Below are 20,442 nucleotides of genomic sequence, written 5' to 3'. Positions count from 1 at the left end.
TGCCCGCGCGCCCGAAAGTGTTCCTGCCGGCGACGGTGGAGTATCTGGACCCGACCCTTCATCAGCCGCGACAACAGCCTCGACGGCGCCCCGCCCGCCGATGCCGGCATCCGGTCGAGTTCGGTCGTCGCGTCGACCCCGTCGAGCACCGGTTGAGTGCGGCGGCGGGGGCATTCAAGTCGCACGCGCTCACCGCCGCCGCGGTGTCCGGGGATTCGGGTGCACGGACAGAGACCGTATTCCGAATCGGGACCGGATCGTTCCGCACGCTCTATTCGGTGTGAGGCCGCTCGGCTACCTGATCCAGCCGCGGCGGCGCAGCCACCAGTCACGCCCCACCAGGACGACGAGGAGCACCGCGAACCCGATCAGGAAGATGTCCTCGACATGGCCGACGTGGTTGCCGCGCAGCATGAGCAGAAGAAAGCCGGCCGAGAGCAGGCCGCCGATCTGAATCAGCCGGGGGTTCTCCTTGGACCAGCCCCATTCCGCGGACGGCACATCCTCGACGTCGACATCGATGCGTCGTTCCACCTCGGTGTTGGCCACGGCTGCTCCTCACGTCGCTGATCCCTGCCGCCATTCTGGCACAGGCCTACTACACACGCCGTAGGGTCATCCGTCATGGCGAAACTGTTCGCGGGAAAGGTCGCCTTCATCACCGGTGCGGCCAGGGGCCAGGGCCGCTCGCACGCCGTACGGTTCGCTGAAGAGGGCGCCGACATCATCGCGTTCGATCTGTGCGACCAGATCGACAGCATCGCCTACCGCATGGCGACCCCGGAGGACCTCGACGAGACGGTCAACCTCGTCGAGAAGACCGGTCGACGCATCGTGGCCGAACGGGGCGACGTCCGTGATCTCGATCGGCTGAAGTCCGCCGTCCGCGACGGCGTCGCCGAACTCGGGCGGATCGACTTCGTGCTCGCCAACGCCGGAGTCTTCCCGGCCTTCGGCGACGAGCGACTGCAGATGGCGGCCTTTGTCGATGCGGTCGACGTGATGCTCAAGGGCGTCTACTTCACGATCGAGGCGGCGCTTCCCGCGATGCTTGCGCACGGCGACGGAGGGGTGATCGTGATCACCAGCTCGGCGGCCGGTTTCAAGTCGGTGAGCACGAACTTCGAAACGATGAGTCACGGCGCGGCCGGCTACACCGCGGCCAAGCACGGCGTCATCGGCGTGATGCGGCACTATGCAACGTCGCTGGCGGACAAGAACATTCGTGTCAACACCGTCCACCCCGGCGGCGTGGCGACGCCGATGATCCTCAACGAGGCCTCGGGACGCTTCATCGGCGAGCACGAAAGCTTCGGTGCCGCGCAACAGCCGCTGCTGTCCATCCCGCCGATCGAGCCGGAGGCCGTCAGTGACGCGATGGTGTATCTGTGCGGACCGTCCGGCCGGTACCTGACCGGCGTCGCGCTTCCGATCGACGGCGGCCTGACGCTCAAGTGATGGTGCCGTAACGGCGCAGCGCCTCGGCCCGCTCCCGCTTGTGGTCGACGATCGGCTCCGGATATCCCGACGGCCGGTTGCCGTCGAGCTTGTGCACATCGGCCACATCGGCCAACTCCGGCACCCACCGGCGCACGTAGTCGCCGGCGGGGTCGAACTTCGCACCCTGGGTGATCGGGTTGAACACCCGGAAATACGGTGCCGCGTCGGTCCCGCAGCCCGCCGCCCACTGCCAGCCGTGCTGATTGTTGGCCATATCGCCGTCGACCAACTGCTCGAGAAACCACCGTGCACCCCACTGCCACGGCAGATGCAGATCCTTGACCAGAAACGAGGCGACGATCATCCGCACCCGGTTGTGCATGAACCCGATTTCGGCGAGTTGGCGCATCCCGGCGTCGACGATCGGAAACCCGGTGCGGCCGGTCTTCCACGCCTCGAAGGCCTTCTTGGCGTCGCGACCCTGGTCGACTTCGATCGCGTCGAACGACTTGTTCCAGTTCCACCACACGCTGTCGGGCCACTCGTGCAGGACCGACGCATAGAAGTCGCGAAACGCCAACTCCCGCAGGTACGCCTGCGCGCCCGTGCCGCGGCCCAGATCGGCCGCCATCGTGCGGGGGTGGATCGTGCCGAATTTCAAGTGGGCGGACATCCGGCTGGTGCCGTCCAGATCGGGCCGGTTGCGGTCTTGGGAGTAATCTCCCAGGCCGCTCGTGACGAACTTCTGCCACTCGCTCCGCGCCACGGATTCTCCGGCGGGAATGTCCAATTCGACTCCGGCGTCGGGGATCTCGACGCCGCCCGGCAACTCGGCCGGGTCGATCCACCGTGCCGACTTCGGTCCCGTTTCGGCGGGCGGCCGCCAGCCGTGGCGTCGCCACGCGTCGTAGAAGGGGGTGAACACCTTGTAGGGCGTGCCGTCGCCCTTGATGACCCGGCCCGGTGACACCAGGTACGGCGATCCGCAGGCCAGGAGCGGGACGTCGCCGAGGGCGTCGCGCACCGCGTCGTCGCGCCGGCGCCCGAACGGCGAGTAGTCGCCCGACACGTGCACCGAAGTGGCGCCGATTGCTCTGGCCACCGCGGCGATTCGCTGGTCCGGACGGCCACGGGTGACGAACAATCGGCCGTCGAGGCCGTCCCGCAGATCCCGCAGCGCGTCGTACAGGTACTGCAGCCGGCGCGGCCCTGACGTCGCCATCAGTCGCGGGTCCAGGACGTAGCAGGCCAGCACCTCTTGATCGTCGGCGGCCGCGTCCTGCAGCGCCGGCAGGTCGTGCAGTCGCAGGTCGCGCCGGAACCACAACAGAGTGGGCATGCCTAGATGCTGCCCGAATTTGCCCGCAAACAAACCAGTGTCGCGACTGACGGAACGGTGACATGTATGCAGTTCCGGTCTGGAACGGCGTTCATGACCACCTCGGAGGACGTCGCCTGGCCCGAATGCTCGACGACGCCGGCTTCAACGGCATCGTGTGCTCCAATCCGGATGGACATCGTCGCAACCACCCTGCTCGGCCGTCTGAAGCAGTCAACCGGGCGCTATGAGATGCGTTGACTACCGGTGCCGGCGTCGCCGCGGTCGCGGCCGTCGAACCTGAAGACGGCGAGCCGACCGGCGAGCGCCTCGAACTCGTCGGGTGCGCCCGTGCGCACCAGCCCCGAGCGCTTCGCGAAGCCGACGCCCACCGGCACCTTGACCGCGAACGCCCTGAGCACCGGACCCGCCTCCGCCGCACTGAGTTCCACCATCTTCACGGGTCGTGACCTGCGGCCACGAGAAAGGGTTCCAGTGCCGGCGGCCCGTGCGTTGGCCGCCCAGTCCGCACCCGGGTAGCCGGCCACCACATACAGGTGGCCGTCGTGCTCGAACGGCGTCATCGGGGTGCTGCGCGGGCGGCCCGACTCGCGCCCCGGCACCGTTAGCACCATTGCCGGCCCGGTCGGGATACCGAGCTTCTGAACGGCCCGCACGAGTTTGTTCATCGGCTTGAGGTAGCTGGGTGGATGGAGCACTGACATGGCACATCTCCTTGTCTAATTGGTGAACAGATGCCGATGGGCCAGGACGGCTTCGGCGAAAGTCGTGGCCGGGCGGTCGAGAATCTTGTCGACGTCATGGGTCACCAGCGCCGGCTTTCCGACCGTGGCCGACAAGAAGGCGATGTACGCATCGCCGAACTCGGCGGGAAACCCCAGACCGATGAAGCGTTGCCGCACCATCTCGGTGGGCGCCTCCCGGTAACTCAAGGTGCGGCCGAGCACCGCACCGATGACGCCCACGAGGTCGGTGTTCGTGAAGGCCTGCGGCCCGGTCAGCGGAATCCTCTGAGCGATAAGGTCGTCGGTCAGCAGCGCCCGTGCCGCGACCGCCGAGATGTCACGCTCGACGATGGGTGCGGTCGATGCCGCCGCGAACGGCCCGGTGACCACATCGCCGGCCTGTAACTGAGGTGCCCACATGCCGAAGAAGTTGGTGGCGAACACCGTTGGACGCAGACTCACCCATTCGAGACCGGAATCGGCGGCCAACTGCTCGGTTTCCCTGTTGCGGTCGCCGCGGAAGCGCGACGGCTGGCGGGAGAAGTCGTCATCGGCGTTGATGGCGGACAGCGCGACGAGGCGCCGGACCCCGCGGCGGCGGGCCGCCTCGACCACGTCGGCGAGTTCGTCGCCGAGGGCGCGAGAATTGAGAAACACGGCCGACGAGCCGGGAAGCCCCTCGGCCGCCGACGCCACCACCTCCACACCGGCGGGAAACGAGGCGTGATCCGGATCGCGGGTGACCGCGCGGACCCGTGCGCCCGCAGCCGCCAGTTCAGTGACCAGAGGGCGGCCGACGTTGCCGGTGGCGCCCGTGACGAGAATTGCGTTCATGCGATCAAGGACGACGCGGCGGCCGAGAAAGTTACCCGCCGGGTTCGGTAACTTTCGGCGGCACTGCCCCGTCGTACCGTCATGAGCGGTTCCGCGCCGGTGGAGGTGGCATGGCGAGACCATCGCCCCTACCTGGTGAATCTCGCGTATCAGATGCTCGGCGACATCGGTGATGCCGAAGACGTCGCGCAGGAGGCGTTCCTGCGACTGTCCCGGACGGACCGGTCGGAGATCGACGACGTCCGCGCCTGGCTGACCGTCGTTGCCGGGCGTCTCTGCCTCGACCAGCTACGGTCGGCGCGCGTCCGCCACGAACGGCCCGACGAGTCGGGCGCTGCCGAAACCGCTCCCGCGGCCGGCCTCGATCCCGCCGATCGGGTCACCCTCGACGACGAAGTCCGCATCGCGTTGCTCGAGGTGTTGCGGCGGTTGAGCCCCGGTGAGCGGGTGGCGTTCGTGCTTCACGACGTCTTCGGTCTGCCGTTCGACGAGATTGCCGAGACGGTCGGCAGACCGGTCGGCACATGTCGCCAACTCGCGCGGCGGGCGCGCGCGAAGTTCTCCGGCGCGGCCGCACGGCGGCCCGACATCGACGACGTCGAACATCACGACGTCACCGAGAAGTTCATCACCGCCTGCGCGAACGGTGACCTGCAGGCGTTGATCTCGGTTCTGGATCCCACGGTGTGGGGCGTCGGCACGATCCTGGCCGACCCTGCGCCGCCGCCGCAGGTCAATCACGGAGCCGAGGAGGTGGGCCGCAATCTGCTGCGCTATCTCGGAAGCGATGCCACCCTGGTCAGCGGACCGGTCGGTGAACCCGTGCTGCTGGCGTTCGCACACCGTCGGCTGTTCGCCGTGGTGATGCTGACCGTACGCGGCGGCCGCATCCTCAAGATCGAGGCCACAGTGGATCCGTCGGCGGCACGCCGCCGGTGACTCGAAATGGACTCGCAGGCGTTATAGAGGAAAGTCACAGAGCCCGTACAGCCACTGGCCAGCACGGCGCTTAATGTGACATCTGGGCCTGATCAAGGACGCCCGAGGAGGACCGCCGTGAGCGTTCTGAGCGCCGAGTTGACCACCGCTCAGTCCAGCGCGCTGCGGGTAGCCGAGCATGTCTACCGCGGCAGCAGCCATTTCACGCCGGCCAAACTCGAAGCGTTCGTGGCGATCGCGGAGGAGGGCGGCCTTTCGGCGGCATCGCGACGGCTGCATGTGAGCCAGCCCGCCCTGTCGCAAACCATCAACGCGCTCGAACGCCAGCTCGGCATCAAGTTGTTGGAGCGCAGCAACACCGGAGTACGGACGACTCCACACGGGCTGACACTGCTCGCCGAGGCGCGCGCATTCCTGGCGCATCACGACAGGATTCTCCGAAAGATGGCTGAGCACAACAGGGAACGGCCGGTCATCAACCTCTGCGTGCCGGCGGAACTGAGTCCGGCGCTGCTGCAGGCGCTGGCCACGTACGCCGCCGGGAGCCCCTCGCCACATGTGCGGGTGCGGCAGCTGTCCCTGCCGGAACAGTTCGTCGCACTCCGCACCGGGAAGCTCGACCTGTCGGTGACGCTTGAACGACCCAACGGACCCGAGTTCGACACGATGCTGTTGAAGCGCGACAGCCTCGGCGTGGTGGTCGCATCGCACGTCGCCGATCGGCTGACCGGGCCCGGTGGCATCCGGCTGGCGGACCTGTCGGCATTGGAATGGATCCGGTTCGCCCGCGCCGACAGCCCGAATTGGTACGACGAGATGACCGCGGTTCTGCGAAGCCATGGCATCAACGCCGACAACGCCGACAGCGACGAACTGCCGCCGATCACCTCGATCATGTTCGCCGCGGTGAGTGGAGGCCGGTCCTTCGCGCTGGCGCCCGAGAGCTGGGTGAGCCCGATCCCGGACCAGGTGACGTGGCGTCCGCTCGCGGGCCAGCCGCTGATGAGGCGCACCTGGGCGGTGTGGCCGGCCAATTCCAGGAGAACCGACGTCGCCGATCTCCTCGCGGCATTCGAGGCGGCGTCGGTCGCGGATCATCCGTAGGTGAACGAAAAGGCCTGCAGCCCTCGGCTCAGCCGGACCTCCACCAATCCGCGCCGCGCCGTGCCGTCGGCGACGATCTGACGCAGCGTGGGTGCTCCGCTGACGGGAATCTCCCTGGACCTCCCGTCGCGGACCACCGTCACGGTGCCGGTACCGCCCACCACCAGGTACACATTGCGGGCACGGTAGTTCAGCGCGATGCCCGACTCCGGGCCACCGGCGGTGGCGCCCTGGTAATCCAGGGTCCACGCGCCGCGATAGGCGAACGTGTCATCGGCAAGGCGATCCGGGTAGCGGAACGTCGCATCGCCCTCGTCGTAGCTGCCCACCCCGCCGTAGTTGACCACCTTGCCCACTCCCAGGTAGGTCTCCGGGGTCAACTCGGCGGTGGGGGTGGAGTCGACGTCCTCCGTCGGCGCGGGCAGTTCGGTCCCGGGGTTCGCATCCGAGAGGAGCTGGCGGATAAGGTTTTCCGTGATGTTGTAGTCGCCCTCGCCGAACTTGATGTGCCGGACGATGCCGTCCGCGTCGATGAGGTACTTCGCCGGCCAGTACCGATTGCGATAGTTGGTCCAGGTCGAGTGGCTGCTGTCGAGTGCCACGGGATAGGTGATGCCGAGGTCTTCGGCGCCGCTGGCGACATTCGCGGGAACCCGCTCGAACGCGTACTCCGGGGTGTGCACCCCGATCACCTCGAGGCCGGCGTCGTTGTAGGCCTTGTACCAGTCGACGATGTGCGGGATGGCGCGTTGGCAGTTGATGCACGAATACGCCCAGAAGTCGACCAGAACGACCTTGCCCCGCAACGACTTCAGGTCGGCCGGTGAATTGTTGGGAGTGTTCAGCCAACCGGAGATTCCGGTGACGTCGGGGGCGGTGCCGCACGATTCCAGGACCGGGGCGCCGTCGGTGCAGTTGGCCAACTCCCTGTTCTGATCGTTGACCAGCCCGCCCAGATTCAGCTTGCCGCGCAGCTGTTCGTCATCGACGGCACTCTTCTGAAGGTTGCCCGTGTAGTCAGGGATGGCTCGCTGCAGCGCGGCAGGCAGGTTGAACACCAACGCCACCGCCAACAGTATTGTCACCACACCTGCCCCGATCCGGATCTCACGCTGCTTGCGCCGAAATGCCGCGACGCGTTCGGCGGCCTGACGGCCCGCCAGCGCGAAGAACAGCAGCGGCAGCGCGGCCCCGACGGCGAACGACAGCGTCAAGACCACCGTCGGCAGGCCGATGGTTCCGATGGCACCGGCGATGACGATGGCCGCGAGGACCGGCCCGGCGCAGGGCACATAGAGCACGCCGAGGGCAAGTCCGATGCCGAATCCGCTGTTGCCGGAACCGAACCGCCTCTGCGGCAGTCGGGAGAACGGCTTCTCGAGCAACGCCTCGACCTTGGGGAAGATGAGTCCGATGCCGATGGCCGCCAACGCGACAAGCGCGACCCATCTGAGCGCGTCCTGAGGCAGATGCAGCAACGACAACAGCGCCGAACCGGCCAGGGTGACGACGCTGAAGCTGAGCACCAGCCCCGCGATGATGCGGTAGGGCCGCAGCCTTTCGGACAGCGAGGGCCCGGACTTGACCGCCGTCGCCGTCCCGCCGCCTTCCTCGCCGCGGGATTCGGCGCGCGCGCTCTGTGCGCCGGAGAAGAAGACGACCGGCAACACGGGCAGGATGCATGGCGAGATGCCGGTGATCAAGCCACCGATGAAGCCGATCAGGGCAAGTGTGAACATGCCAGTTATTCGGAGCCACAACACATTCGGATGGGCGATAGCACAAAACAGCCCGGCCGTGGAGCCGGGCTGTTTTGGGTTCGGTTGTGTCGAGGGCTAATTCGCCGGCGGCATCAGCACGGTATCGATCATGTACACGGTGGCGTTGGCCGTCCGCACGCCGCCGCACACCACGCCCGCGCCGTTGACCTTGAGGTTGTTGCCCGCACCGGTCACCGCCAGGTCGCCGCCCTGCACCGTCGTGTGGGTGCCGACGACCTGAGCGGGACTCGCCTGGCCGGGCACCACGTGGTAGGTGAGGATGCTGTTGAGCAGTGCCGAATCAGTCTTCAGCTTCTCGATGGTCGCAGGATCGATCTTTGCGAACGCGGCATCGGTGGGTGCGAACACCGTGAACTGGCTGCCGTTGAGTGTGTCGACGAGGTTCACGTTCGGGTTGAGCTTGCCCGACACCGCGGCGGTCAGCGTCGTCAGCATCGGGTTGTTGGATGCGGCGACGGCCACCGGGTCCTGCGCCATGCCGGTCACCGAACCGGGGCCGGTCGGATTCTGCGCGGCATAGTCCGCGCAAGCCGCGCCGACCAGGCCGCTGGCGGCATCCATCGGCGCGTCCATCGGGGCCGGTGCGGCGCTCGGCGCCACCGCACTGGAACTCGTGATGGGCTCGGCCGTCGCGGACGTGGACGTGTCACTCGAACAAGCCGACACGCTCAGGATCGCTGCCGAGGCCAAGCCTGCGGCCGCGAGAGTCTTGCGGTTGACGATTCTCATGGTGCTGTCTGCTCCCTTGTCGCGGGCGGACCGGGCGGCCCACCCTCTGCACTGACACCCGGGATTCGGAGTGACGGCCGTCACGGATGCCGCGCAGCGGGGTGCGTCACACATGCGTCACTTTTGCGGCACGGCCCGCAACGGGCGGCGCTTAGTGGGTTTGCCTCCGAAGCGGCACAATGGGTCGGTGACCACGAACGACCGCCTTCGAGTGCTGATCCTGGGCAGCACCGGCTCGATCGGCACCCAGGCGCTCGAGGTCATCGCTGCCAACCCGGATCGCTTCGAGGTCGTCGGGTTGGCCGCTGGTGGCGGCAATCCCGAGCTGTTGGGGCGGCAACGCGCAGAGACGGGCGTCGCGAACATCGCCGTCGCCGACGATGCCGCCGCCGCCCGGGTCGGTGACGTCACCTACTCCGGACCCGAGGCGGCCACCCGGCTGGTGGAGACCACCGAGGCCGACGTCGTTCTCAACGCCCTCGTCGGGGCGCTCGGACTGAAGCCCACGCTGGCGGCGCTCGCCACCGGTGCACGGCTGGCCCTGGCGAACAAGGAATCGCTGGTCGCCGGCGGGCCGCTGGTGGTGAAGGCCGCCAAGCCGGGACAGATCGTGCCCGTCGACTCCGAACACTCGGCCATGGCGCAGTGCCTCCGCGGCGGCAGCCCGGAGGAAGTCGCCAAGATCGTCCTCACGGCGTCGGGCGGCCCGTTCCGCGGCTGGCCCGCCGAGCGTCTCGAGGGCGTCACGCCCGAGCAGGCCGGAGCGCATCCGACTTGGTCGATGGGCCCGATGAACACCCTCAACTCTGCATCGTTGGTCAACAAGGGCCTCGAGCTCATCGAGACCCACCTGCTCTTCGGCGTCCCGTACCCCCGCATCGAGGTCGTCGTCCATCCGCAGTCGATCGTGCACTCGATGGTGACTTTCACCGATGGCTCCACCGTGGCGCAGGCCAGCCCGCCGGATATGAAACTGCCCATCGCGTTGGCGCTGGGCTGGCCGTCCCGGGTGCCCGGAGCGGCCCGAGCGTGCGACTTCTCTACCGCCTCCACCTGGGAGTTCGAGCCACTCGACGCCCGTGTATTTCCCGCCGTGGAGCTCGCGCGGCGTGCCGGTGAGGGCGGCGGTTGCCTGACCGCGGTGTACAACGCCGCCAACGAGGAGGCCGCGGCGGCCTTCCTGGATGGGCGCATCCGGTTCCCGGCAATCGTGCGCACCATTGCCGGGGTGCTGCGCGCTGCCGACCAGTGGGCGGCCGAACCCGCTACCGTGGATGACGTACTTGATGCGCAACGCTGGGCCCGTGACCGGGCGAGGGGCGCTGTATCCCGGGAGGTCGTCACCGCCAAATGATGTGGGTTTTGGGCGTCGTGCTGTTTGCGCTGGCCATTCTGTTGTCGGTGGCCCTGCACGAATGTGGGCACATGTGGGTCGCGCGGGCCACCGGGATGAAGGTGCGACGGTACTTCGTCGGCTTCGGCCCCACGCTGTGGTCCACCCGCCGGCCGAATCGGCTGGGCTCCACCGAGTACGGGGTGAAGGCGGTCCCGCTGGGTGGGTTCTGCGATATCGCGGGCATGACGTCGATCGAGGAGTTGGCGCCCGACGAACACGAGCGCGCCATGTTCCGGCAGAAGACGTGGAAGCGCGCGGCGGTGCTCGCCGCGGGGCCCGCCATGAACTTCGTCATCGGGCTGGTGCTCATCTATGCCATCGCAGTCGTGTGGGGTCTGCCCAACCTGCATCCCCCGACCACCGCCATGGTCGGTGAAACCGGTTGTGTCGCAGCGCAGATCAGCAAGGACAAGCTGGCCGAATGCACGGGCCCCGGACCGGCCGCCGAGGCGGGAATCCGATCCGGTGACGTGATCGTCAAGGTCGGCGACTCGTCGGTGGGAACTTTCGAGGAAGCCAGGACCGCGCTTCAGAAGGCGTCCGGGCCGACCCCGGTGGTCTTCGAGCGCAACGGCGAAAAGATCGCCGCGGTGGTCAACGTCGCCCGGACCCAGCGGCTCGACGACAAGGGCGACAAGATGTCGACGGTGGGAGCCATCGGCATCAGCGCCGCACAGTTCGGACCGACGCACTACAACCCGTTCTCCGCGGTGCCCGCGACGTTCGCCTTCACCGGCGACCTCGCCGTCGAACTGGGCAAGTCGCTGGCCAAGATTCCGACCAAGATCGGTGCGCTCGTGCACTCGATCGGCGGCGGAGAGCGCGATCCCGAGACGCCGATCAGCGTGGTCGGCGCCAGCATCATCGGCGGTGACACCGTCGAGCACGGGCTGTGGGTGGCGTTCTGGTTCTTTCTCGCGCAGCTGAACTTCGTGCTCGGCGCCATCAACCTCGTGCCGCTGCTTCCGTTCGACGGCGGCCACATCGCGATTGCGGTGTTCGAGAAGCTTCGCAATATGATGCGGAAGGCGCGCGGCATGGTGGCCGCGGCGCCGGTGAACTATCTCAAGCTCATGCCCGCCACTTACGTCATTCTGGTGGTGGTGGTCGGCTACATGCTGCTGACCGTGACCGCTGACCTGGTCAACCCGATCAGGTTGTTCCAGTAGGGGAGAATTCATGTCCGTCGGTTTAGGCATGCCGGCCCCGCCCGCACCGACGCTCGCGCCTCGGCGCAAGACCCGTCAGCTGATGGTCGGGGACGTCGGCGTCGGAAGTGATTACCCGGTGGCCGTGCAGTCGATGTGCACCACCAAGACCCACGACATCAACGCGACGCTGCAGCAGATCGCCGAGTTGACCGCGTCGGGCTGCGACATCGTCCGGGTGGCGTGTCCGCGACAGGAGGACGCCGACGCGCTGTCGGCGATCGCCACGAAGTCCAAGATCCCCGTGATCGCCGACATCCACTTTCAGCCGAAATACATCTTCGCCGCGATCGACGCCGGATGCGCCGCGGTGCGGGTGAACCCGGGAAACATCAAGGAGTTCGACGGCCGCGTCGCCGAAGTCGCGAAAGCGGCAGGCGCTGCGGGCATTCCGATCCGCATCGGCGTGAACGCCGGATCGCTGGACAAGCGCTTCATGGAGAAGTACGGCAAGGCGACCCCGGAGGCGCTGGTCGAAAGCGCCCTGTGGGAGGCGTCGCTGTTCGAGGAGCACGGCTTCGGCGACATCAAGATCAGCGTCAAGCACAACGACCCCGTCATCATGGTCGCCGCCTACGAGCAGTTGGCGGCCAAGTCCGACTACCCACTGCACCTCGGCGTCACCGAGGCCGGCCCGGCGTTTCAGGGCACGATCAAATCCGCCGTCGCGTTCGGCGCCCTGCTGTCCAAGGGCATCGGCGACACCATCCGCGTCTCGCTGTCGGCACCGCCGATCGAGGAGGTCAAGGTCGGCAACCAGATCCTCGAGTCGCTCAACCTGCGGCCCCGGTCACTGGAGATCGTGTCCTGTCCGTCCTGCGGCCGCGCCCAGGTCGACGTGTACACGCTGGCCAACGAGGTCAGTGCGGGACTGGACGGGCTGGAGGTTCCGCTGCGCGTCGCGGTGATGGGCTGCGTCGTCAACGGTCCGGGCGAGGCCCGAGAGGCCGACCTCGGGGTGGCGTCCGGGAACGGCAAGGGTCAGATCTTCGTCAAGGGCGAGGTGATCAAGACCGTCCCCGAGGCGCAGATCGTCGAGACACTGATCGAAGAGGCGATGCGAATCGCTGAAGAGCGCGGAACAGATGCGAGCGGTTCGCCGGTTGTGACCGTAAGCTAAAGGACGGCCCCTGTGAGCGGGGTCACCTACCTCCCGCCGGGATTCGCAGAAAGAGTCAGCATGTCGGCTCCGCCTCTGTTTCGTCTTGTCGACGAGCGCCGGGTGTCCGTTGTTCGCGATGCCGCGGCGGTGCGTCGGGTGCTCGACGACGATCCGGTCGGATCATGCATGGTGGCGTCCCGGGTGTGCGAGCACGGCGTCGAGCCGTCGGCGATCGGCGGCGAGTTGTGGACACGGCGGCGGGCCAGTGAATCCCTCTGCTACGCAGGCGCGAACCTCATTCCGCTGCGCGGCGAATCGGGCGATCTGCACGCCTTTGCCGACAAGGCGATGAGCCAAGCGCGGCGGTGCTCGTCGTTGGTGGGCCGCGCCGAGCTGGTCATGCCGATGTGGCAGCGGCTCGAGCACGTCTGGGGCCCCGCGCGCGATGTGCGCGAGCATCAGCCGTTGATGGCGCTGTCGGGTGCACCGCAGAGCGCGATGGACCCCGCGGTGCGACCGGTCCGCATCGACGAGCTGGACGCATACCTGGTGGCGGCCATCGACATGTTCATCGGCGAGGTCGGCATCGACCCGCGGATCGGTGACGGCGGTCGCGGTTACCGTCGCCGGGTCGCCGGGCTGATCGCCACCGGCCGGGCGTGGGCCCGCTTCGAGCGCGGGCAGGTCGTGTTCAAGGCAGAGGTCGGGTCGCAGTCACCCACCGTCGGCCAGATCCAAGGCGTGTGGGTGCATCCGGATTGGCGCGGCCGCGGCCTGGGCACCGCCGGCACGGCGACGCTGGCGTCGGCCGTGGTTCGTGGCGGCCGCATCGCCAGCCTTTACGTGAACAGCTTCAACACCGTCGCCCGAGCGACCTATGCCCGCATCGGTTTCACTCAGGTCGGCACGTTCGCCACCGTGCTGCTGGACTGACGGCCCGCGAGCCGGACAACGGCCTGGGATAGTGACTTTCACCAAAAGCGATATTTTGACGGCCAACACCGTTGCGGTGGTTAGGCTCACGGCATGGCTGAGCTTGATCCGAAAGTCGCCCGCAGGGAGATCGCCGACGCACTGGTGCGCGCGCTCGAACGGCGGCACGAGGTGCTCGACGTCATCGTCACCTCGGAGGACTACGACGCCGCCATCGAGTCAATCGCCACGCTCCTCGAGACGACGCCGGAGTGCGGAGAAGCGGTACTGAGGCTGTCGTTTGACCGGCTCACCAAGGTGTCGCGGCGTCGAATTGCCGCCGAGCTCGAAGATCTGAACAAAGAACTCAGCTTCACGAAGGGAAACCAGCCGGCGAGTACCGGCGCCAACCTGCAACTGCGGCCCTTCTCGGCCGAGTCCGACCGCGACATCTTCGCCGCCCGCACTGACGACGTCCGTGCGGCGGGCGACGGCTCCGGGGCCCCCGCCGGAGACCTCGACGAGGAGATTCGCGATGCGATCGGTCGTCTCGAAGCCGAAGAGGCGGCGTGGTTCGTCGCGGTCGACGGTCCGGAGAAGGTCGGCATGGTGTTCGGCGAGCTGGCCGGTGGCGAGGTGAACGTGCGGGTCTGGATTCACCCGGCCCACCGCAAGCAGGGTCTGGGCACGGCCGCGCTGCGGAAGTCACGCTCGGAGATGGCCGCCTATTTCCCGGCGGTGCCGTTGGTGGTGCGCGCGCCGGGGGCCGGTGGGTACGGCGCGTAGTTCGACGTTTCGAAGCACGGACGCGCCGCCTGCGGCGACAGTCACGGTTCGATCTCGGTGCGCCTTCGTGGATATCACGGGCAACCCTTCTAACATCTGCCCCAATGGCAACATGGATCTCATCAGCATCACGTGCGGCCAGCGTGCTGACGGCCGTCGCCGTGGTCGCATCGCTCAACGCCTGCACCCCGAAACCCAATGGGCCCGAGCCGGTGGCCGAGCAGTTCTTCGCCGCACTGGCCAAGGGCGACACGGCCGCCGCGGCCGAACTCAGCGACCATCCCGCGGACGCCAGGGCCGCGCTCAACGAGGCATGGGCCGGGCTGCAAGCGATCAGCCTCGACACGCAGATCCTGGGCTCGCGCTACGCCGAGGACACCGGCAGCATCTCCTACCGCTACACCTGGCACCTGCCCAAGCACCGCACCTGGACCTATGACGGACAGCTGAACATGGTGCGCGACGAGGGGCACTGGGAGGTCCGCTGGAGCGCAACCGGACTGCATCCGAAACTCGGCGAGCACCAGACCCTGGCATTGCGGGCCGACCCGCCGCGCCGCGCGTCGGTGAACGAACGGGGCGGCAGCGACGTGCTGGTGCCAGGCAACCTGTACCACTACACGCTGGACGCCAAGGCGGCAGGCGGTGCGCTGATGTCGACCGCCCGGGCGGTCGCCGACGCACTCCGCCCGTTCGACGACACCATGGACGCCCAACGTCTCGCCGAGCAGGCGAGCTCCTCGAAGGATCCGCTGAGTCTCATCACGTTGCGACAGTCCGACCACGACAGGGTGGCGCCTGCCATCGCCGCGCTGCCCGGTGTGGTCGTGACGCCACAGGCCGACCTGTTACCCACCGACGACGCCTTCGCGCCGGAAATCGTCAGTCAGGTCAAGTCCGCGGTGATCGACGAACTCGACGGCCAGGCCGGCTGGCGAGTGGTCACGGTCAACCAGAACGGCGTCGACGTCGACGTGCTCAACGAGGTGCAAGGCGCCGCCGCGCCGTCGGTGACCATCAGCCTGGACCGGGCGGTGCAGAACGCCGCGCAGGGCGCGGTCAACACCACCGGCAAGAAGGCGATGATCGTGGCGATCAAGCCGTCGACGGGGGAGATCCTGGCCGTCGCACAGAACGCCGCGGCCGATTCCGAGGGACCCCTCGCCACGATGGGCCTGTACCCGCCCGGCTCGACCTTCAAGATCATCACCGCCGGCGCCGCCATCGACCGCGATATGGCCACTCCGAACACGCTGCTCGCCTGCCCTGGGCACATGGACATCGGACAGCGCACCATCCCGAACTACGGCGGGTTCGACCTCGGCACGGTACCGATGTCGCGGGCGTTCGCCAGTTCGTGCAACACCACGTTCGCCGAGCTGGCCAGCAGGATGCCGCCGCGTGGGTTGACCACCGCCGCCGCCCAGTACGGCATCGGCCCGGACTATCAGATCGACGGCATCGACACCGTCTCCGGCTCGGTTCCGCCGACGGTGAACCTCACCGAGCGCACCGAGGACGGCTTCGGGCAGGGCAGGGTGCTCGTCAGCCCGTTCGGGATGGCAATGGCCGCGGCGACGGTGGCGGCGGGGAAAACGCCTGTGCCGCAACTGATCGAGGGCCGCCCCGCGACCGTCACCGGGGACCGGGCGCCGATCACGCCGAAGATGCTCGACGGCCTGCGACCCATGATGCGGCTGGTGGTCACCAACGGCACCGCCGACGACCTGCAGTCTGCCGGCGACGTGCGCGGCAAGACCGGTGAGGCCGAATTCAACGGTGGATCCCACGCCTGGTTCGCCGGTTACCGTGGCGACATGGCATTCGCGGCGCTGATCGTCGGGGGCGGCAGCTCGGAGTACGCGGTCCGGATGCTCAAGGGCATGTTCGAGGAGCTGCCGCCGGATTACCTGGACTGAGCGCTACTCGAGAGGGTCGGTCGGAACGCCGTAACACTCTTGCCGGAGGCGCTGGCGTCGCTGTCCGTGAGCTGAGCTGCAGCGGTACCGTTGACAGCGGTATGACGGACATCAATCACGACCCCGCGGCGATGCGCATTTCGGACGCGGACCGCAACGGCACGTTGCGGCGGCTGCACAATGCGGTTGCGCTCGGGTTGATCGACATCGAGGAATTCGAGGAACGCTCGGCGCTGGTGTCGCGCGCCCGGTTGCATTCGGATCTGGATTCTCTCGTCGGCGACCTGCCGGGCCCCGGTGCGCTCGTCACCTCGGCGACCGACCGGGTGGAGTTGCGCGGCGTGCTCGGGTCGCTCAAGCGCCAGGGTGAGTGGATCGTGCCCACCCGGCTGGCGCTGCACCGCCGGATGGGGTCGATCGACCTCGACCTGACCAGGGCCCGCTTCGCCGGCCCGATGGTGGTCATCGAGCTCGACATGAAGTTCGGCGGGCTGGAGCTGCGGCTTCCCGACGGAGCAAGCGCCTCGATCGACGACGTCGAGGTCAACGTCGGCAGCGCCCATGACTACCGCAGGGACGCACCCGCCGACGGCACCCCGCACGTCATCCTGACCGGCAAGGTGGTGTGCGGGTCGGTGGCGGTCCGCGGTCCGCGCAAGTCGTGGCTCAAACGCGGCGGCTGAACTTTCGCCGAGAAGAAGGCAGGGTCGTTGAGGGTTGCGGCTCAACGACCAGGAATTCCATTTCGCCGTCAGACGGTCGCCTCAGGGCAGCAACCAGCTGTGACTATCCTGGCGTTATGCCTGTCCGCACCGCTCTTCGTCCCGGCACGCTGTCACCGACGCTGCCGGTGCCCCGTTCGATCGCCCGTCCCGAATACGTGGGCAAGTCGACAGCGCACGAGGGCACCGAGCCATGGGTGCAGACGCCCGAGGTGATCGAGAAGATGCGCGTGGCGGGCCGGATCGCGGCGAACGCACTCGCCGAGGCGGGCAAGGCCGTCGCCCCCGGAGTGACGACCGACGAGCTGGACCGCATCGCCCACGAGTACATGGTCGACCACGGCGCCTACCCGTCGACGCTCGGCTACAAGGGATACCCGAAGTCCTGCTGCACCTCGCTGAACGAGGTCATCTGCCACGGCATCCCGGATTCGACGGTGATCGAGGAGGGCGACATCGTGAACATCGACGTCACCGCCTACCTCGACGGTGTGCACGGCGACACCAATGCCACCTATTTGGCCGGCGATGTCGCCGAGGAGCACCGGCTGCTCGTCGAGCGCACCCACGAGGCCACCATGCGCGCGATCAAGGCGGTCAGGCCGGGCCGCCAGCTGTCCGTGGTCGGCCGCGTCATCGAATCGTTCGCAACCCGATTCGGCTACAACGTGGTTCGCGACTTCACCGGCCATGGCATCGGCACCACATTCCACAACGGGCTGGTGGTGCTGCACTACGACCAACCGGCCGTCGAGACCGTGCTGGAGCCGGGCATGACGTTCACCATCGAGCCGATGATCAACCTCGGCGCGCTGGACTACGAGATCTGGGACGACGGCTGGACGGTGGTGAACAAGGACAAGAAGTGGACCGCCCAGTTCGAACACACGCTGGTGGTCACCGACGACGGCGCCGAGATCCTCACCCTGCCGTGAGCCGCTCCGGTGCCCTGCTTGTGGCAGGCACCACGTCCGACGCCGGGAAGTCCATGGTGGTCGCCGGGCTGTGCCGGCTGTTGGCCCGCAAGGGCCTTCGCGTCGCGCCGTTCAAGGCCCAGAACATGTCCAACAACTCGGCGGTTACCGTCGAAGGCGGCGAGATCGGCCGCGCGCAGGCCATGCAGGCGCGCGCGGCGGGCCTGGCGCCGAGCGTGCGGTTCAACCCGATCCTGCTGAAGCCCGGCAGCGACCGCACCTCGCAGCTGGTCGTCAAGGGCCGCGTGACCGATACCATCGCGGCCAAGGACTACATCGCCCACCGCGACCGGCTGGCCGAACTGGTTTCCGATGAATTAGCCTCGCTGCGAAGTGAATACGACGCGGTGATCTGCGAGGGCGCCGGTTCGCCCGCCGAGATCAACCTGCGGGCAACGGACCTGGCGAACATGGGGTTGGCCCGCGCCGCGGAGTTACCCGTGATCCTGGTCGGCGACATCGACCGCGGCGGTCTGCTGGCGCATCTGTTCGGGACGGTCGCTGTGCTCGAACCCGAGGACCAGCGGCTGATCTCCGGGTTCGTGGTCAACAAGTTCCGCGGTGACCCCGCGCTGCTGGCACCGGGGCTCGACCAGCTCAGTCAACTGACCGGCCGCCCGACCTACGGTGTGATTCCGTATACCGATGGCCTCTGGCTCGACGCCGAGGACTCGGTTTCTGTGCTCGCCCACCGTGTGGTGGGCGATCCTGAGCCACCGCGCGGTGCCGAGTGGCTGCGGGTGGCCGCGATCCGTCTGCCGCGCATCTCCAACTCCACCGACGTCGAGGCGCTGGCGTGCGAGCCCGGCGTGCTGGTGCGCTGGGTCAGCGACCCGGCCGACCTCGCCGACGCCGACGCGGTGGTGATCCCCGGGAGCAAGGCCACCGTGGCCGATCTCGGCTGGCTTCGTGACCGGGGGTTGGCCGACGGCATCATCGCACACGCCACGGCGGGCAGGCCGGTGCTGGGTATCTGCGGCGGGTTTCAGATGCTGTGCCGGCGCATCGACGACCCCGTCGAATCGAAGGCCGGTCCGGTCGAGGGCCTCGGTCTGCTGGATGCCGACATCGTGTTCACCCCAGACAAGACATTGCGGCACCACGACACCGGAGTGCGCGGTTACGAGATCCACCACGGACAACTTGCCCGGTCGACCGAAGACGACTGGTTCGGCGTCGGTATCCGGCGCGAGACGGTGTACGGCACGCACTGGCACGGACTGTTGGACAACAACGACTTTCGTCGACGGTGGCTGGCGGAGGCCGCGGCGCACAGGCCCGGATTCGTGGTCGCCGGGGAAATCGACGTCACGGCCCGCCGCGACGGCCAGCTTGACCTGATGTCTGACCTCCTCACCGCGCACCTCGACGTCGACGCCGTCCTCGCCCTGTTGGACGACGGCCCACCGGACCGGCCGACGATCGTCTCCTCAACCTGACAGGCCGGCGTCACCCGGCCGGCCGTGTCCCTCACGCACCTTCTGGCCGGGCATTGCGCACGACGTGCGGGTGATCAGCGAAACCGGCAGCACGGTCCGCCGCCGCAGCCGCCGGTCGGGCTGGTCCAGCCGGGCGAACAGCCGGTCGGCGGCGAAGCGTCCCATCGCATCGCCGTCCTGGTGGATCACCGTGACCGCGGGCCGCAGCGCCGCCGCTGTCGGGAAGTCGCCGAAACCGACCAGCCCGATATCTTTACGGCGCAACACCTTCAACACCGACACGAGCGCTATCGTGCAGCGGGCGTTCGAGGAGAACACTGCGGTCGGCGGGTCGGGCGCATGGAGCATGGTCCGCAGCGCGGTCGTCAGCGTGGGGATGTCCAGGGCACCGACATGCACGTGGTGATGCGGCAGGCCCGCTTCCCGCAGCGCCTGCTGCCAGCCGTCGAGCCGCAGCAGGCCCGTCACCGTGTCGTCGCCCATGAACGCGATGTTGCGGTGCCCGTGCGACATCAGGTGGCAGGTGGCATCCCGCCCGCCGCCGACGTCGTCCTGCACCACCGCATCGGCGGTCAGTCGCCCGGGTTCCCGATCGACGAACACCAGCGGGGTGCGCTTCTGCCACGGCCGCAGATACGACATGTCGCGGCCGACCGGACAGATGATCATTCCTGCCACCTGGCGCTTCAGCACCGCCTCGATGGACCGCTGCTCGTGCGTCGGCTCCCATCCGACGCTGGTCAGAATGACGGCGACATCGCGCCTGCTGGCCTCACGCTCGACGGCGTCAATGATGCTGGCGAAGAAGGGATCAGCCACGCCGGGTACCGCCACACCGATCGCGGCGTCGCGTCCGGCCCGGAAGGTGACCGCGAGCATGTTGGGTACGTATTGCAGCTCGTCGATCGCCCGCTCGACCCGTTCCCGCACCTCGGCGGATACGTAGCGGTCGTTGTTGATCACGCGCGAAACCGTCTTGGCGCTCACCCCGGCGTGGTGGGCAACGTCGCGCATGGTTGCCATCGACCGTCCCTCCTCGCTCGGTCAGCGGCCAGTATGTCACCGATGTCAGACCATGCGGGCCGGAATTCCT

The 20,442-nt window shown here is 67.8% G+C and carries 19 protein-coding genes; 12 read left to right on the top strand and 7 right to left on the bottom strand.

Features of this window, described 5'->3' with window-relative positions:
• Nucleotides 1-294: 294 nt before the first annotated feature.
• Entirely contained in the window at nt 295-549 is a 255-nt protein-coding gene (locus tag ACVWWN_RS28590; RefSeq protein ID WP_457146876.1) for a DUF2631 domain-containing protein, read from the bottom strand.
• Between the two features lie 75 nt (nt 550-624).
• Between ACVWWN_RS28590 and ACVWWN_RS28585 the strand changes: the two genes are divergently transcribed.
• Nucleotides 625-1,458, top strand: coding sequence for a mycofactocin-coupled SDR family oxidoreductase (locus tag ACVWWN_RS28585; protein ID WP_457146875.1), 834 nt, complete (start codon nt 625-627; stop codon nt 1,456-1,458).
• Here the strand turns inward: ACVWWN_RS28585 and ACVWWN_RS28580 are convergent.
• The 3 genes from ACVWWN_RS28580 to ACVWWN_RS28570 form a co-directional block, all read right to left on the bottom strand.
• Nucleotides 1,451-2,779: a cryptochrome/photolyase family protein gene (locus ACVWWN_RS28580; protein WP_457146874.1), complete on the bottom strand. Its 1,329-nt coding sequence runs from the start codon at nt 2,777-2,779 to the stop codon at nt 1,451-1,453. The genes ACVWWN_RS28585 and ACVWWN_RS28580 overlap by 8 nt on opposite strands.
• 224 nt (nt 2,780-3,003) lie before the next feature.
• Nucleotides 3,004-3,483, bottom strand: a complete 480-nt coding sequence (locus ACVWWN_RS28575; RefSeq protein ID WP_457146873.1) for a nitroreductase family deazaflavin-dependent oxidoreductase — start codon at nt 3,481-3,483, stop codon at nt 3,004-3,006.
• Between the two features lie 15 nt (nt 3,484-3,498).
• Nucleotides 3,499-4,338 (bottom strand): NAD(P)H-binding protein, encoded by an 840-nt coding sequence (locus ACVWWN_RS28570; RefSeq protein ID WP_457146872.1) that lies wholly within the window; start codon nt 4,336-4,338, stop codon nt 3,499-3,501.
• Nucleotides 4,339-4,419: 81 nt separating this feature from the next.
• Between ACVWWN_RS28570 and sigI the strand changes: the two genes are divergently transcribed.
• Nucleotides 4,420-5,277: an RNA polymerase sigma factor SigI gene (gene sigI, locus ACVWWN_RS28565; protein ID WP_457146871.1), complete on the top strand. Its 858-nt coding sequence runs from the start codon at nt 4,420-4,422 to the stop codon at nt 5,275-5,277.
• Nucleotides 5,278-5,394: 117 nt separating this feature from the next.
• Nucleotides 5,395-6,381 (top strand): LysR family transcriptional regulator, encoded by a 987-nt coding sequence (locus ACVWWN_RS28560; RefSeq protein WP_457146870.1) that lies wholly within the window; start codon nt 5,395-5,397, stop codon nt 6,379-6,381.
• On the opposite strand, the gene ACVWWN_RS28555 is transcribed toward ACVWWN_RS28560, so the two are convergent.
• A complete protein-coding gene (locus ACVWWN_RS28555; RefSeq protein ID WP_457146869.1) occupies nt 6,372-8,120 on the bottom strand; it encodes a cytochrome c biogenesis protein DipZ in 1,749 nt (582 codons plus the stop codon). The genes ACVWWN_RS28560 and ACVWWN_RS28555 overlap by 10 nt on opposite strands.
• Before the next feature lie 96 nt (nt 8,121-8,216).
• Nucleotides 8,217-8,891 carry a fasciclin domain-containing protein gene (locus ACVWWN_RS28550; RefSeq protein WP_457146868.1) on the bottom strand — a complete coding sequence of 225 codons (675 nt, stop codon included), beginning with the start codon at nt 8,889-8,891 and terminating at the stop codon, nt 8,217-8,219.
• Nucleotides 8,892-9,102: 211 nt separating this feature from the next.
• Between ACVWWN_RS28550 and dxr the strand changes: the two genes are divergently transcribed.
• The 9 genes from dxr (at nt 9,103) to ACVWWN_RS28505 (ending at nt 19,349) form a co-directional block, all read left to right on the top strand.
• Nucleotides 9,103-10,245 carry a 1-deoxy-D-xylulose-5-phosphate reductoisomerase gene (gene dxr, locus ACVWWN_RS28545; RefSeq protein ID WP_457149313.1) on the top strand — a complete coding sequence of 381 codons (1,143 nt, stop codon included), beginning with the start codon at nt 9,103-9,105 and terminating at the stop codon, nt 10,243-10,245.
• Nucleotides 10,242-11,456 carry a M50 family metallopeptidase gene (locus ACVWWN_RS28540; RefSeq protein WP_457146867.1) on the top strand — a complete coding sequence of 405 codons (1,215 nt, stop codon included), beginning with the start codon at nt 10,242-10,244 and terminating at the stop codon, nt 11,454-11,456. Before dxr ends, ACVWWN_RS28540 begins: the two co-directional genes overlap by 4 nt.
• 10 nt (nt 11,457-11,466) lie before the next feature.
• The gene (ispG, locus tag ACVWWN_RS28535) at nt 11,467-12,615 is read left to right on the top strand and encodes a flavodoxin-dependent (E)-4-hydroxy-3-methylbut-2-enyl-diphosphate synthase (RefSeq protein ID WP_457146866.1); all 1,149 of its coding nucleotides are present in this window, start codon (nt 11,467-11,469) and stop codon (nt 12,613-12,615) included.
• A 60-nt stretch (nt 12,616-12,675) separates the two neighbouring features.
• Entirely contained in the window at nt 12,676-13,530 is an 855-nt protein-coding gene (locus ACVWWN_RS28530) for a GNAT family N-acetyltransferase (RefSeq protein ID WP_457149312.1), read from the top strand.
• Between the two features lie 93 nt (nt 13,531-13,623).
• Nucleotides 13,624-14,295, top strand: a complete 672-nt coding sequence (locus ACVWWN_RS28525) for a GNAT family N-acetyltransferase (protein WP_457146865.1) — start codon at nt 13,624-13,626, stop codon at nt 14,293-14,295.
• A gap of 104 nt (nt 14,296-14,399) precedes the next feature.
• On the top strand, nt 14,400-16,214 hold the full coding sequence (locus ACVWWN_RS28520; RefSeq protein ID WP_457146864.1) for a penicillin-binding transpeptidase domain-containing protein: 1,815 nt from the start codon (nt 14,400-14,402) through the stop codon (nt 16,212-16,214).
• 101 nt (nt 16,215-16,315) lie between these two features.
• Nucleotides 16,316-16,897, top strand: a complete 582-nt coding sequence (locus tag ACVWWN_RS28515; protein ID WP_457146863.1) for a DUF1707 SHOCT-like domain-containing protein — start codon at nt 16,316-16,318, stop codon at nt 16,895-16,897.
• Between the two features lie 116 nt (nt 16,898-17,013).
• On the top strand, nt 17,014-17,871 hold the full coding sequence (gene map / locus ACVWWN_RS28510; RefSeq protein WP_457146862.1) for a type I methionyl aminopeptidase: 858 nt from the start codon (nt 17,014-17,016) through the stop codon (nt 17,869-17,871).
• Complete coding sequence (locus ACVWWN_RS28505; RefSeq protein ID WP_457146861.1) at nt 17,868-19,349, top strand: cobyric acid synthase; 1,482 nt, start codon at nt 17,868-17,870, stop codon at nt 19,347-19,349. Before map ends, ACVWWN_RS28505 begins: the two co-directional genes overlap by 4 nt.
• Here ACVWWN_RS28505 and ACVWWN_RS28500 read toward each other — a convergent pair.
• Entirely contained in the window at nt 19,341-20,372 is a 1,032-nt protein-coding gene (locus tag ACVWWN_RS28500; protein ID WP_457146860.1) for a LacI family DNA-binding transcriptional regulator, read from the bottom strand. The genes ACVWWN_RS28505 and ACVWWN_RS28500 overlap by 9 nt on opposite strands.
• Nucleotides 20,373-20,442 lie beyond the last annotated feature (70 nt).

The sequence above is a fragment of the Mycobacterium sp. URHB0021 genome (genome assembly GCF_054057895.1).
Note: the sequence above shows the minus strand (reverse complement) of the source record. Positions and strands in the feature narration are given on the sequence as shown.